At 58.5% G+C, this 13,450-nt stretch carries 12 protein-coding genes; 3 read left to right on the forward strand and 9 right to left on the reverse strand.

Annotation, left to right across the window (positions count from 1 at the left end):
- Window positions 1–13 precede the first annotated feature (13 nt).
- Together C2U54_RS15270 and manA are read right to left on the reverse strand one after the other, a co-directional pair.
- Window positions 14–1,567, reverse strand: coding sequence for a YdgA family protein (locus tag C2U54_RS15270; RefSeq protein ID WP_103179399.1), 1,554 nt, complete (start codon window positions 1,565–1,567; stop codon window positions 14–16).
- A 98-nt stretch (window positions 1,568–1,665) separates the two neighbouring features.
- Window positions 1,666–2,841 carry a mannose-6-phosphate isomerase gene (gene manA, locus C2U54_RS15275; RefSeq protein ID WP_103179400.1) on the reverse strand — a complete coding sequence of 392 codons (1,176 nt, stop codon included), beginning with the start codon at window positions 2,839–2,841 and terminating at the stop codon, window positions 1,666–1,668.
- A gap of 199 nt (window positions 2,842–3,040) precedes the next feature.
- Between manA and fumA the strand changes: the two genes are divergently transcribed.
- Complete coding sequence (gene fumA / locus C2U54_RS15280; protein WP_103179401.1) at window positions 3,041–4,687, forward strand: class I fumarate hydratase FumA; 1,647 nt, start codon at window positions 3,041–3,043, stop codon at window positions 4,685–4,687.
- A gap of 145 nt (window positions 4,688–4,832) precedes the next feature.
- Entirely contained in the window at window positions 4,833–6,227 is a 1,395-nt protein-coding gene (gene fumC / locus C2U54_RS15285; RefSeq protein ID WP_103179402.1) for a class II fumarate hydratase, read from the forward strand.
- On the opposite strand, the gene tus is transcribed toward fumC, so the two are convergent.
- From tus to rstA, 6 genes are all read right to left on the reverse strand, one after another.
- Window positions 6,228–7,157: a DNA replication terminus site-binding protein gene (gene tus, locus C2U54_RS15290; protein ID WP_103179403.1), complete on the reverse strand. Its 930-nt coding sequence runs from the start codon at window positions 7,155–7,157 to the stop codon at window positions 6,228–6,230.
- Window positions 7,158–7,230: 73 nt separating this feature from the next.
- Window positions 7,231–8,529 carry a two-component system sensor histidine kinase RstB gene (gene rstB, locus C2U54_RS15295; RefSeq protein WP_103179404.1) on the reverse strand — a complete coding sequence of 433 codons (1,299 nt, stop codon included), beginning with the start codon at window positions 8,527–8,529 and terminating at the stop codon, window positions 7,231–7,233.
- Between the two features lie 79 nt (window positions 8,530–8,608).
- Complete coding sequence (locus tag C2U54_RS15300; protein ID WP_103179405.1) at window positions 8,609–9,379, reverse strand: ABC transporter ATP-binding protein; 771 nt, start codon at window positions 9,377–9,379, stop codon at window positions 8,609–8,611.
- The gene (locus tag C2U54_RS15305; RefSeq protein WP_233210489.1) at window positions 9,376–10,419 is read right to left on the reverse strand and encodes a FecCD family ABC transporter permease; all 1,044 of its coding nucleotides are present in this window, start codon (window positions 10,417–10,419) and stop codon (window positions 9,376–9,378) included. Before C2U54_RS15305 ends, C2U54_RS15300 begins: the two co-directional genes overlap by 4 nt.
- A gap of 5 nt (window positions 10,420–10,424) precedes the next feature.
- Window positions 10,425–11,441, reverse strand: a complete 1,017-nt coding sequence (locus C2U54_RS15310) for an ABC transporter substrate-binding protein (protein ID WP_103179406.1) — start codon at window positions 11,439–11,441, stop codon at window positions 10,425–10,427.
- A gap of 102 nt (window positions 11,442–11,543) precedes the next feature.
- On the reverse strand, window positions 11,544–12,260 hold the full coding sequence (rstA, locus tag C2U54_RS15315; protein WP_103179407.1) for a two-component system response regulator RstA: 717 nt from the start codon (window positions 12,258–12,260) through the stop codon (window positions 11,544–11,546).
- A gap of 128 nt (window positions 12,261–12,388) precedes the next feature.
- Between rstA and C2U54_RS15320 the strand changes: the two genes are divergently transcribed.
- Complete coding sequence (locus C2U54_RS15320) at window positions 12,389–12,724, forward strand: GlpM family protein (protein ID WP_103179408.1); 336 nt, start codon at window positions 12,389–12,391, stop codon at window positions 12,722–12,724.
- On the opposite strand, the gene folM is transcribed toward C2U54_RS15320, so the two are convergent.
- Window positions 12,721–13,443 carry a dihydromonapterin reductase gene (gene folM, locus C2U54_RS15325; protein WP_103179409.1) on the reverse strand — a complete coding sequence of 241 codons (723 nt, stop codon included), beginning with the start codon at window positions 13,441–13,443 and terminating at the stop codon, window positions 12,721–12,723. The two genes, C2U54_RS15320 and folM, sit on opposite strands and share 4 nt — an antisense overlap.
- Between the last annotated feature and the right edge of the window lie 7 nt (window positions 13,444–13,450).

Below are 13,450 nucleotides of genomic sequence, written 5' to 3' on the forward strand. Positions count from 1 at the left end.
GGGGTTTTGCTGTTTACTGCTGAGGAACCGCAGGCGCTGGCGGAGCAGCCGGTGCTGGCGGAGCCGCAGGTTCATCCGGTACCGCCAGGTTCAGGGCCGGTACGCCAAACATGCCGACGAACTCCTCCAGCGGCATCTTCTGACCATTCAGGGTCACCTGACCATTGCTGTACTGCAGGCTGGTGCCGATCACGTTATCTTCCACGGTGGTGATGCGGAACATCTGTCCCATCGCCGCCAGGCCTTTCACCTGCTGGCTGGCCAGCTTGCCGGCGTCATCTTCGTTATACCCTTCCAGCTTGGCAATCTGGGTCATGAACTCGGTCGCCATGTCCATCGGGATGGTCAGCTTGCTCTCCAGCGATTTCACGCTGCGATCCACTTCCTGCGCCAGGGTCTGCGCTTCACCGGTGGCGGTGGCGGGATCCTTCATGAACAACGACAGGTTGAAGTTGGTTTCGCCTTTGCTGTTTTTCCAGCTCAGCGGCGCGATAGTGACCACCGGCTCGCCTTTGAGCAGGATCGGCAGATTACCGAAGAAGGCTTCCGCCGCTTTCTGCTGATAGAGCGCCGGATTGTTGGTCATCAGCTCTTTATCCGCCAGCAGGGCCTGGCTTTGAGCGCGATACTGCTGGCTGAACTGGTGCCATGCCTGACCGTCAATATTGCCGATCTTCAGGGTCAGCTTGCCGGTACCCAGATCCTGATTCTGCACTTTCAGGCTCTTCAGGTTGTAATCCAGCTGGCTGTTGATGCTCTTGCCATCTTTGGAGAGATCCGCGGTGGCTTTCAGATCTGTGCCTTCCAGCACCGCCATCTCTTTGCCTTCAATGGCGATAGCCATTTTTTCGAGGGTCAGTTTCTGATCGCCGATGCGCTCGTCAAAACTGGTCAGACGGCTGTTGCCATCAATGTTCAGGTTATTGAAGGTCAGCTGGACTTTCTGATCGTACTCGTTCACCGCGTTGACCCGGCCGCTTGCCGCTTCACCTTTGAGCGAGACGTTTTTGCCGTCGCGATCGGCATCAAGCTGGAAGTTACCGCCGCTGAACGCTACCTGCTCGTCGCCATTCTCGTAATTCAGGGCTTTCAGGGCGATATCGGAACGGGTATCACCGGCATAGCTGATGCGCGTATTGACCTCAAAAGGTGACTCATTCTTCGCCAGATCGAACAGCGGCTTAGAGGCTTCGTTATTGACCAGGGTCGATTTGACCGAGGCCATAGAGGGGATGAGGTTGAAGGATTTCAGCTGGGCCAGCGGGAACGGACCGTGGTCGACATCTTCGTTCAGCACCAGGCTTTGTCCCGGTTGCAGCCACGGATTAGTGGTTCCTGCTACCGGCTTAACGACCATCTGCAGATGGCTGCTAAACACGCCGCGCTGATAATCCTGATAGCTCAGCTCCAGCCCGGCTTCCGGCGCGGTACGCTTAAGTTCACTGTTCGCCTGGGCCACCATCTCGCCCAGACGGCTCTCCAGCTGTTTCCCGGTGTACCAGGCCGCGCCAGTCCAGACCAGCCCTAATGCAACAATAACGCCTGCAGCTATAACCGATTTTTTCATCGTGATTATCCATAAAATGAAACCGAGCGGTGAAAACCGCCCGGTGAGGTCATAAGGTTAGCAATAGCTTAGCAAAAATTGTTAAAAAATTCAGCAAGTCACTGGAGCTTGTTGAATACCCGCGCCAGACGCCCGACGCCGCTGACGCTAACCGGGGAATCATTCGCGGCAATAAAGGCCGACTCACCAGGCTTCAGCACCAGGCGCTCCTCGCCCTTGCTCAGTACCGCTTCACCCTCAACGCAGAAGAGAATAGCCGCGCTCTGCTGGGCAATACGGGTCTCTTCGCTGCTGAGATCGTGCAGGGAAAACGCAAAATCCTCCACCGGGATGGGGAAGTCCAGCTCTGCGCCGTTTTTCACTGGCTGGGTGAGCAGCTCAGCCGCCGGTTTCGCGACGAATTTGACGTTGGCCACCAGTTCAGGGATGTCGATGTATTTCGGCGTCAGCCCCGCACGAAGTACGTTATCGGAGTTAGCCATTACCTCCAGCGCCACCCCTTGCAGGTAAGCATGCGGCGTTTCGGCAAACAGGAACATCGCTTCGCCCGGCTCCAGTTTCACCACGTTCAGCAGCAGCGGGGAGAAGAGGCCGCTGTCGTCCGGGTAAAATTCTGAAATGACGCGGATGGTCTGCCAGGGTTCGCCTTTCTGGCTGTTCAGGGCCGCTTTCAGTACCGCCAGCGCACGGGATTTTTCGTCCCCCTGCATATTCAGCAGGCTGGCGAAGAGGTGGCTCAGGCGATCGGCTTCCGGTTTTTCAAGGAAGTGGGCAATGGCGCTGTGCGCCCCGGCAACCGGCTGAAGCAGCGAAACGATCTCAGAGAACTCGCGGAAGGCGTTCATCGCCAGGAACGGCGTCAGGGCGAAGACCAGTTCCGGTTTGTGGTTCGGATCTTTATAGTTACGCTCGGCGGCATCCAGCGGAATGCCTGCTGCGTTCTCTTTCGCAAAACCCGCTTCGGAGGCCTGCTTGTTCGGGTGAACCTGAATGGAGAGCGGCTGATCGGCGCAAAGTACCTTGAAGAGGAAAGGCAGTTCGCCAAAGCGTTCGGCGACGGCGCTGCCCAACAGCGTGGCTTTATCACCCTCGATAACGTCACGCAGGGAACGTTCGCCCTGGGCATCGGTAATTTTTGAGCTGCTCTTCGGGTGTGCCCCCATCCACAACTCTGCCATCGGCAGATTGTCCGGGTTGGCGATACCGTAGAGATCCGTTAACGCAGTTTTACTTCCCCAGGCATAGTGCTGCACTGAGTTGATGAGTTTTTGCATTATCAAGCCCTGTTTCATATGTGGAATTATCTGCCTGTATTAAAGCAATAAACCGGGCGGATGTAACCTGCGCGCGGAAAAAGTCGTACTAGTCTCAGTTTTTGTTAAAAAATTGTGTAGGATAGGCTGACTCGCTTTTAAGCAGGGCAGCGGAACATCTGCTCTAAATAAACAGACCGAAGCAGTAAGTGAGAGATCAATGTCGAATAAACCCTTTCATTACCAGGATCCTTTCCCGCTGGCCAAGGATCAGACCGAATATTACCTGTTAACCCGCGACCACGTTTCTGTCTCTGAATTTGAAGGACAGGAGATCCTGAAAGTTGACCCGCAGGCCCTGACCTTACTGGCGCAACAGGCGTTCCACGATGCCTCGTTCATGCTTCGCCCGGCGCATCAGCAGCAGGTTGCCGATATCCTCAGCGACCCGCAGGCCAGCGAAAACGACAAGTACGTCGCCCTGCAGTTCCTGCGTAACTCCGATATCGCGGCAAAAGGCATTCTGCCAACCTGTCAGGACACCGGCACCGCCATCATCATGGGTAAAAAAGGCCAGCGTGTCTGGACCGGTGGCGGCGACGAAGCGGCCCTGGCGCACGGCGTGTATAACACCTATATCGAAGACAACCTGCGCTATTCACAAAACGCCCCGCTGGATATGTATAAAGAGGTCAATACCGGCACCAACCTGCCAGCGCAAATTGACCTCTACAGCGTGGATGGCGACGAATACAAATTCCTCTGCATCGCCAAAGGCGGCGGTTCAGCGAACAAAACGTATCTCTATCAGGAGACCAAAGCGCTGCTCACGCCGGGCAAGCTGAAAAACTACCTGGTGGAGAAGATGCGTACTCTCGGCACCGCGGCGTGTCCGCCGTACCACATCGCCTTTGTGATCGGTGGCACCTCGGCGGAAAGCACCCTGAAAACCGTCAAGCTGGCCTCGACCAAATACTACGACAATCTGCCGACCGAAGGTAACGAGCACGGCCAGGCATTCCGCGACGTCCAGCTTGAGCAGGAATTGCTGGTGGAAGCCCAGAACCTCGGCCTCGGCGCCCAGTTTGGCGGCAAATATTTCGCCCACGATATCCGCGTGATCCGCCTGCCGCGCCACGGCGCATCCTGCCCGGTGGGGATGGGCGTCTCCTGTTCGGCGGACCGCAACATTAAAGCTAAGATTAACCGCGACGGCATCTGGATTGAGAAACTGGAAAACAACCCAGGTAAGTACATTCCGGAAGCGCTGCGGAAAGCGGGCGAGGGCGAGGCGGTACGCGTTGACCTGAACCGTCCGATGAGTGAGATCCTGGCCCAGCTTTCTCAATACCCGGTCTCCACCCGTCTGTCGCTGAACGGCACCATTATCGTGGGCCGCGATATCGCCCACGCGAAGCTGAAAGAGCGTCTGGATAATGGCGAAGGGCTGCCGCAGTACATTAAAGATCACCCGATCTACTATGCGGGCCCGGCAAAAACCCCGACCGGCTATGCCTCCGGCTCCTTAGGGCCAACCACTGCCGGGCGTATGGACTCCTACGTCGATCAGCTCCAGGCCAACGGCGGCAGCATGATCATGCTGGCGAAGGGCAACCGCAGCCAGCAGGTGACGGACGCCTGCCACAAGCACGGCGGCTTCTACCTCGGCAGCATCGGCGGCCCGGCCGCGGTACTGGCGCAGGGCAGCATCAAGAGCCTCGAGTGCGTGGAGTACCCGGAGCTGGGTATGGAAGCGATCTGGAAAATCGAAGTGGAAGACTTCCCGGCGTTTATCCTCGTGGATGACAAAGGCAACGACTTCTTCAAACAGATCCAGTCCTCCCAGTGTTCGGCCTGTGTGAAGTAGTTTGAAAACCCTGCCGGGTGGCGCAGCGCCACCCGGCAAGCCCGGCAAAAAGAGCGCACAAAGCGCCATACCCTTTTTCTTATCTCATCAATACTTGTTTCTTTGAGCTGTGAGCAATCCACTTCAGTGTTATCAAGGAGAAAGTATGACCACCTCACGCAGTGAGAAAGATTCGATGGGTGCCATCGACGTTCCTGAGGACAAACTCTGGGGCGCACAAACCCAGCGTTCACTGGAACATTTCCGTATCTCCACTGAAAAGATGCCGGTCTCGTTGATCCAGGCCCTGGCGCTGACCAAACGCGCCGCGGCGAAGGTCAACCAGGATTTAGGCCTGCTCTCCGGGGAGAAAGCTAACGCCATTATCGCCGCCGCCGATGAAGTGCTGGCGGGGAAACATCCCGATGAATTCCCGCTCGCCATCTGGCAGACCGGCTCCGGTACCCAGAGCAACATGAACATGAACGAGGTACTGGCGAACCGCGGCAGCGAACTGCTCGGCGGGGTGCTCGGCATGGAGCGCAAGATCCATCCCAACGACGACGTCAACAAAAGCCAGAGCTCCAACGATGTCTTCCCGACGGCGATGCATGTGGCGGCGCTCATCGCCCTGCGCGAACAGCTCATCCCGCAGCTGAACGTGCTGAAGCAGACCCTCAATGACAAAGCCCTGGCCTTTGCCGATATCGTCAAAATTGGTCGTACCCATCTGCAGGACGCCACGCCCCTGACCCTGGGCCAGGAGATCTCCGGCTGGGTGGCGATGCTTGACCACAACCTGCGCCATATCGAACACAGCCTGCCGCACCTGGCGGAGCTGGCGCTGGGTGGCACCGCAGTGGGTACCGGCCTCAATACCCATCCGGAATATGCGGTGCGGGTGGCGGAAGAGCTGGCAAACATCACCGGACAGCCGTTTGTCACCGCGCCGAACAAGTTCGAGGCGCTGGCGACCTGTGATGCGCTGGTGCATGCCCACGGGGCGCTGAAAGGGCTGGCGGCCTCGCTGATGAAAATCGCCAACGACGTGCGCTGGCTGGCTTCCGGGCCGCGCTGCGGCATCGGCGAAATCAGCATCCCGGAGAACGAGCCGGGCAGCTCCATCATGCCGGGTAAAGTCAACCCGACCCAGTGCGAAGCCATGACCATGCTCTGCTGTCAGGTGATGGGCAATGACGTGGCGGTGAACATGGGCGGGGCCTCGGGCAACTTTGAGCTGAACGTCTACCGTCCGATGGTGATCCATAACTTCCTCCAGTCGGTGCGTCTGCTGGCGGACGGGATGGAGAGCTTTAACGAGCACTGCGCGGTAGGCATTGAGCCGAATCGCGAGCGCATCAGCCAGCTGCTCAACGAGTCGTTAATGCTGGTGACGGCGCTCAATACCCATATCGGCTATGACAAGGCGGCGGAAATCGCCAAAAAAGCGCACAAGGAGGGGCTGACCCTGAAAGCCTCCGCCCTGGCGCTGGGGTATCTCACCGAGGCCGAGTTCGACAGCTGGGTCCGCCCGGAAGAGATGGTCGGCAGCCTGAAATAGTTACTCCGCCACGTAGAGGTGCAGCCGCGGGATAATCAAGCGCAGCGGCTGTGCCTGCGGCTTATAACGGTGCTGAACGTTATCCGCATCGTAATTGAGCAGCTCACCAATATCGGGTATCACCGCCCCCTGATCGGCATCGTAAAGGGCGATCAGCGGCGTCGGGCAGGCGTATTGCACCTGCTTTTGCTGCCCGGCATACCAGACGCGGGCGATTGGCTGCACTTTTACCGGCCGCTTGATCTTCAGCCGCGCCTCTGCAGGCAGAGAGTGAATGGCCGTATATTCTGCCTCCAGCCGCTCCACCCACTGATCCCGTGACCAGGGCGCTACGGCGCGCGGCGACTTGAGGCTTTTCTCCAGCATCGCCAGCACCTCATCGCGGGTGAAATTTTTGATGATGTGCTTATTGGCCCAGCCGAAGCGCAGGGTGGCGGGATGGTTAATCACCGTTAACGTGCGATAGGCGTTGAGGGTGATCAAACCCGGCAGTTGGTGATGCACCCACTCAAAACGGGCGGCGGGGGCCAGACCTGACTCCTCGGTGACGATTTTTTCAAATTCCGCCTTTAAGGCATTAATATTCGCAATGCGGGCGGTGATTTGTTCCCGGTGCGCGGCGTCGCTCTGCAGGCAGATCACCCCCGGCAGGCGCACGGCGGCCTTGCTGCTGCGATTCTCGGATTGCTGCTGGATAAAGAGGTGACGATAGTGTTGCAGCGCCATCGTCAGCGCCTCCTGGCCGAGGTGCTGCTTCACCGTAATGGCGTTGAGCGGATCGTGTTCGGCGCCTTTGGCGACGTCCGGCAGGGAGAAGACGCGCCCGGCCAGCAGGCGACAGGCCTGGAGTTCGGGGGTTAACTGCGCCAGCTCGTGCTCCATCTGGCGAAAGGTTGAGTTTAAGCGTTCGATAAGATCGTAAGTTGCCATAGCACACCACATTAGTTACAACATACTATATGTATAGCACAGCACGCCGGGTCAGGCCAGCGTGCGGTTTAGGTCAGTCAGGGATGGGCAGGGCGATATGATGCCAGACGGGCCAGTTGAAGCAGAAACGGGCGCCGCCGAGGTCGCTGGCTTCGCAGCTGACGTCCCCCCCCAGCGCCTGGGCGATAGAGTGGACGATCGCCAGCCCCAGGCCGCAGCCGCCGGTGGCGCGGTCCCGGCTCGGGTCGAGTCGGACAAAAGGCTCAAACACTCGCTGGCGGGCCTCTGGCGCAATGCCCGGGCCATCATCTTCCACCGACAAACTGGCGCGGCTGCCGTTTAGGGTCAATGCGATCCGCAGCTGGTTATCGCTGTAGCGCAGGGCGTTGTTGACCAGGTTATCCAGCACCCGCTCCATCAAACGCATATCCAGCGCGCCGTAATCGCCGTCCACGCTGCTGATCAGCAACGTGCGCTGCGGGTTGACGCTCTGCACATCCTCCACGTAGCTGCGCAGCCATGCAGGCAGATCCGGGGTGGTGAGCTTAAGTTCGTTCTGCGGTCGGTCGAGGCGGGCATAGGTCAGCAGCTCCTCAATCAGCGCCTCGAGCTGGCTGATATCGCGATTCAGCGCCTGCGACTCTGTTTCGGTCAGGTTTTCGCTCATCTCCAGCCGGTAGCGCAACCGTACCAGGGGGGTGCGCAGCTCGTGGGCGATACCGTCGATCAGCTGTTTTTTGCTGGCGATGAGGGCGTTGATATTGTCAGCCATCTGGTTAAAGGCCACCCCCAGCCGCTCAAAGCTGGAGCCGCTGTCGAAGTGGATCCGCTCGGTCAGATGCCCGTCGCCGAAACGCTGGGCGGCGGCCTCGAGGCGCAGCATGTCCTGCCAGTGGGGGCGCATCCAGATAAACACCGGGAAGGCGAGCGAAATGGCGATAAAAGCCAGCAGGGCGATATCCAGCAGGCGCATCTGATGCAGGAAGTAGAGATACGGCACCGGGCCGACCGCCAGGACGTAATGGCTGCGCGGAATACGCTGAATAAAGGTGTACTGATCGTCCAGCGCCACGATATCGCCTTCGCGCAGCCGCTGCATGGTCGGGGCATCCAGGGTGTATTTCTTCAGTGGCTCGATGCGCAGTTTGAATGACAGGTTCAGATCCAGCTCTTTGATGGTGCGCGCCCAGTCGTGAGGGGGGATCTCACGCAGTTCACTGCGCATCAGATAGAGCGAGCTTTTCATCAAATCATCCAGCGACTGTCTGCCTGCCCGCTCGGCGGTGAACTTATAGACCAGCCCAACCAGCATGGTCATCACCAGGAAGCAGACAAACAGCAGAAGGTAAAACTGCACAAACAGTTTTTTCATGAAATATCACCCAGCTACAACGCGTTAAAGAGGCTGCCCGAACGTAAGATTGACTCGCTAAGAGCGGGCATCACCTACTTTACGCAATGGGCTGCCGCATGGCATAGCGAATGTTGAAGGTTTTGCCTTGTTTCATGACGTCCGCTTGCACATGCCAGGCACGCTCGATCAGTTCCGGGGTCAGCACCGCATCAGGCGGGCCGCTGGCTATCACGCTGCCGGATTTCAGCAGTACCAGCCGGTGGCAGTAGTTGGCGGCGAGATTCAAATCGTGCAGGGCCACCACCACCGTAATAGGCAGCTGCGTAATCAGCGTCATCAGCTCCAGCTGATACTCAATATCCAGATGGTTGGTCGGCTCATCGAGGATCAGCAGCCGTGGCTGCTGGGCCAGGGCGCGGGCGATCTGGCAGCGCTGTCTCTCTCCGCCGGAAAGCTGCCGCCACAGCCGGTGACGCAGCCCGGCAAGTTTCATCAGGCGGATAGCGTGCTCAGCCGCCTGGTCGTCCTTTTCACTCCAGCCAAAAAGCCCCCTGCGGTGCGGCGTGCGCCCCAGCCGGACAATCTGCTCCACGCAGAGATCGCCATCCACTCCGGCATGCTGGGGAACAAAGGCCAGCTGTTTGGCCCGATCTCTCACGGAGATTTTATTGAGCGGGGTGCCGTTCAACTGAATATGGTGCGCATGACGGGGGAGTAACCCGGCCAGACAGCGCAGCAGCGTCGATTTTCCCGAGCCGTTCGGGCCTAACAGACCGACAATTTCACCCGCCTCCAGGTGCAGATTGATGTTGTTCAGCACCTGGCGGGACTGGAAGGTGACCTGCAATCCGCTTAATGAAAGGGTCATACGTTTTTCTCCCGGCTGCGATAGAGCAGAACCACAAAGGCAGGCGCGCCGACTAACGCGGTGACCACGCCAATGGGCAGGACCTGATGGGTGATAAGCGTGCGGGAAACCACATCGGCGAGGATCATGAAATGACTCCCGATCAGGAAGGTCAGGGGAATTGAGCGGCGATGCCCGGGGCCGCACAGCATCCGGGTAACGTGCGGGATCACCAGCCCGACAAACCCCACCGCGCCAATGATACTGACCATTACCGCCGTCACCAGCGCGCAGGTGAGCAGCAGGATAATGCGCACCAGGGTGACCGGCACGCCGAGGGTAGTGGAGACTTCATCGCCAAAGGTGAAGGTATCCAGCGCTCGTGAAAAGGCGAAGATCACCATAGATCCGGCCAGCACGACCACCAGAGCCAGGATAGCATCCGGCCAGCGAACCCCGCTCAGGCTGCCCAGCAGCCAGAACATCACGCTGCGCGACTGCTCGGCATTGGCGGAGGTGCTGACAATGTAGGCGGTCAGGGCGTTAAAGAGCTGCGTCCCGGCGATGCCCGCCAGCAATATCCGTGGCGGGCTGTCGGTCATGCCGTGGGTGATGAGCATGATAAGCCCGAACGCGCAGCAGGCGCCGATAAAGGCGCCGCCGCTGATGCCCAGCGAGCTGCCGCCAATACCCAGCAACATCACACAGACGGCCCCCAGCGACGCACCGGAGGAGATCCCCAGCAGATAGGGCTCCGCCAGTGGGTTTCGCAGGATGGCCTGCATTACCAGGCCGCAAAGCGCCAGACCCCCTCCGCTGCAGGCGGCCATCAGGGCCCGGCTCATGCGGTACTGCCAGACAATGCCCTCCTCAACCTGGGGCAGCAGATAGCTACCAAGCCCCAGACCGTTGAGAATGGCTTTACCTGCGTTCGCATACGACACAGGCATATCCCCGACGGTGGCAGCGAAAACCAGCATCAACGGCAGCGTCACTATCCCGACGGCCATCAGGCTATGCTGCCGCCAGCGCGGCAGGGTAAAGGGAGCGCGGAGAATCATGATACTCATTGTTCAGCCTGGAACGTTGCCAGTTTCTCGCCGATCGCCTCAACGGCATCGACATTACGCAGGGAGGGGTTAAGTGACATTGCGGGCACCACCACGATCTGCCCCTTTTTCACGGCGGGGATGTTTCGGGTCACCGGATCGTCGTTTAAAAAGGCCTTTTTAACCGCCACATCATCCGCAGGGTAGAGACGGCGGGACATCTCAGCGATGACGATCACGTCAGGCTGCGCCTGGGCGATATGCTCCCAGGTCACGGCAGGCCATTCGTCATGGGAATCAATGATGTTTTTCAGCCCAAGCGTGTGGCTTATCCACCCCGGCGCGCCGTAATCGCCAGCCACCCAGGGATCGCCTTTCAGACGGCTGCTGGAGAACCAGAACACCACTTTCAGGGGACGAGTCTGTTTCGCGGCAGCACGGGCCTGCGCCTGCTGAATACGCTGTTTCAGCGCCTCGTTAAGCGCATTACCCTGCGGCTGGACGTCGAAAATGGTCGCCAGTTCATCGATTTCGCGTTCGATTTCGGTGATGGAAAACGGTGTGCTCCGCGCCCCGTCACCGTTCGAGCTGTCGGTGACGCTTTTGCCGATGCAGTCGGCAGGGGAGATCCAGGTCGGGATCCCCAGTGTGGCGAACTGTTCCCGGGTGCCCGTTTCCCCCTGCGGCCCGATATGCCAGTGATACTGGGCCAGCACCAGATCAGGACGCTCCGCGGTGACCGCTTCAAAGGAGGGGGCGTTATCCGCCAGCTTTTTCAGCCCGTTACCCTGTTTTGCCAGCGCATCTGGCAGAGGGCCAAACCAGACCGAGGTCGCGCCGATCTTCTTTTCGAGCCCCAGCGCCAGGAGCAATTCCGTCTCGTGTTGCCCCACCGTCACTACCCGCTGCGGGGCCTGAGTAAAGGTCTCCTTAATGCCGCAGTTCTCTACCGTCAGCGGATAAACCGTGGCGGCGACTACCGGCTGCACGAATAAAGTTAGGACAAAAGCCAGCGCCCTGTTTTGATTAAACACGTTCTCACCCTCATAAGTGTTATGTTATAACATAATACATATTATGCGGGCGGGCGCAAAAGGTTAATCATCAGGGGTAAAAATGGGCGGCTGTCGCCCCTGTTATACGTCCCAGGCATGGGGCGCGAAAAGGTAGCCTTTGTTACGCACGGTTTTAATGCGGAACGGTTCGGTAGCGTTATCCAGCAGCTTCTTGCGCAGGCGGGAGATGGCCACGTCCACGCTGCGGTCCAGGCCATCGTAGCTGACGCCGCGCAGGTTTTTCAGCAGCGCGTCCCGATCCATAATCTGCCCGGCATGGGTTGCCAGCTCCCACAGCAGGTCGAAATCGGCCGTCGACAGCGCCACCTGCTCGCCGGAAAGCAGCACCTGGCGATTGACCGGATCGATGGAGAGTGTGCCAAAACGCAGCGCCTTGTGCGGGGTGAGCTGCGGGGCCGGGGTGTCGCTGGATGCAGCAACGTGCTGGCGCAGATGCAGGCGCACGCGTGCCAGGAGTACAGCCGGAGGGGTGGTTTTGAGGATGTAGTCGTTTGCCCCCATCTCCAGGGACAATATGTGGTTCATGTCGCTGTCGAGGGAAGTAAGCAGCACAATCGGCCCGTTCCAGCGGGCGCGCAGATCCCGGCACAGGGTCATGCCATCTTTACCCGGTAGCATAATATCCAGCAGCACCAGATCGGGTTTTTCCCGCGCCACCACCTCTTCTGCGCGGTCGCCGCGTGGTTCGACGATGACCTCAATATCATGTTTACCCAGATAAGCGGCGATCAACTGACCGACTTCGGGTTCATCCTCAACGTATACGATCTTATTCATAGCAAGGCTGTGTCTGCGGAAAACGCCAACATACACCGCGCAACCTTAACCTTCCATTAATCATTCGCAAAATGTTGCCGTTCCGTTATGCTGCCCGACATTGTTATTGTCTTGTTAAGGGGAAATGGATGGGGCTGGTAATAAAAGCGGCGTTGGGTGCGCTGGTGGTGTTACTGATTGGGGTACTGGCGAAAAGCAAAAATTATTACATTGCCGGGTTGATTCCGCTGTTTCCCACCTTTGCCCTCATTGCCCACTATATCGTCGCCTCGGAGCGCGGGATCGAGGCGCTGCGGGCGACCATCGTGTTTGGCATGTGGTCGATTATTCCCTATTTTCTCTATCTGCTTTCGCTCTGGTACTTCACCGGCATGATGCGTTTGCCCCTGGCGCTGGGCGGGGCGGTACTCTGCTGGAGCCTCAGCGCCTGGGTGTTAATTTTCTGCTGGAGCCGCTTTCACTAACGTAAAGGACGCCCGCCATCCACGCCAAAGGATCGGCCCGTGACGTAGCAGCTGGTCAGAATATAGTCGATTAAATCAATCACCTCTTTTTCTCCCGGGGCGATTTTCATCAGGGACTTATTCAGCGCCTTCTGACGATAGTCGGCATCGTCATGTTCATTAAACATAATCAGCGACGGGGCGATGGCGTTGACTTTCACCTCCGGGGCCAGCTTGCGGGCAAACGAGCGGGTCATGTTATCCAGCGCGGCTTTGCTGGCGGCGTAAGCAATGTGCTTATCGCTGCCGCGCTCAACCACGTAGTCGGTAAAGTGGATGATGTCGCTGGCGGCATGGCCGTGGCCGCGCAACAGCCCTTGTAGAGCGTGGTTGAGCAGGTAAGGGGCATGGACGTGGATCTGCAACATGCAGGAGAGCGTGTCGCTTAGCGAGTGTTCCGGGGATTCCGCCATCCATGCGCTGGCATTATGAATAATGGCGCGTAACCCGGTGGTTTCCGCTTTTACCTGGTCGGCAAAGGCCAGAATGCCCTCGTCAGAGGAAAAATCCGCCTGAATACAGGTTGCACCCGCCTCGCACAGGGTCTCGATCGCCGGGTATTTTGTGCGATAGCTGACAATGACAGGCTGGTGAAGATTCAAGAAATGGTGGGCAAGCGCGAGGCCGATACGACGACCTCCGCCAGTAATCAGGATCGGGAGCGGTTTTGCCTGTCCCATCGTGTTC

The organism is Leclercia sp. LSNIH1 (assembly GCF_002902985.1).
GTDB lineage: Bacteria > Pseudomonadota > Gammaproteobacteria > Enterobacterales > Enterobacteriaceae > Enterobacter.

Excerpts from the sequence above, each read along its gene's own strand:
- C2U54_RS15270 (WP_103179399.1), bottom strand. The coding sequence starts at position 1,567 with ATGAAAAAATCGGTTATAGCTGCAGGCGTTATTGTTGCATTAGGGCTG.
- manA (WP_103179400.1), bottom strand. The coding sequence starts at position 2,841 with ATGCAAAAACTCATCAACTCAGTGCAGCACTATGCCTGGGGAAGTAAA.
- fumA (WP_103179401.1), top strand. The coding sequence starts at position 3,041 with ATGTCGAATAAACCCTTTCATTACCAGGATCCTTTCCCGCTGGCCAAG.
- fumC (WP_103179402.1), top strand. The coding sequence starts at position 4,833 with ATGACCACCTCACGCAGTGAGAAAGATTCGATGGGTGCCATCGACGTT.
- tus (WP_103179403.1), bottom strand. The coding sequence starts at position 7,157 with ATGGCAACTTACGATCTTATCGAACGCTTAAACTCAACCTTTCGCCAG.
- rstB (WP_103179404.1), bottom strand. The coding sequence starts at position 8,529 with ATGAAAAAACTGTTTGTGCAGTTTTACCTTCTGCTGTTTGTCTGCTTC.
- C2U54_RS15300 (WP_103179405.1), bottom strand. The coding sequence starts at position 9,379 with ATGACCCTTTCATTAAGCGGATTGCAGGTCACCTTCCAGTCCCGCCAG.
- C2U54_RS15305 (WP_233210489.1), bottom strand. The coding sequence starts at position 10,419 with ATGATTCTCCGCGCTCCCTTTACCCTGCCGCGCTGGCGGCAGCATAGC.
- rstA (WP_103179407.1), bottom strand. The coding sequence starts at position 12,260 with ATGAATAAGATCGTATACGTTGAGGATGAACCCGAAGTCGGTCAGTTG.
- C2U54_RS15320 (WP_103179408.1), top strand. The coding sequence starts at position 12,389 with ATGGGGCTGGTAATAAAAGCGGCGTTGGGTGCGCTGGTGGTGTTACTG.
- folM (WP_103179409.1), bottom strand. The coding sequence starts at position 13,443 with ATGGGACAGGCAAAACCGCTCCCGATCCTGATTACTGGCGGAGGTCGT.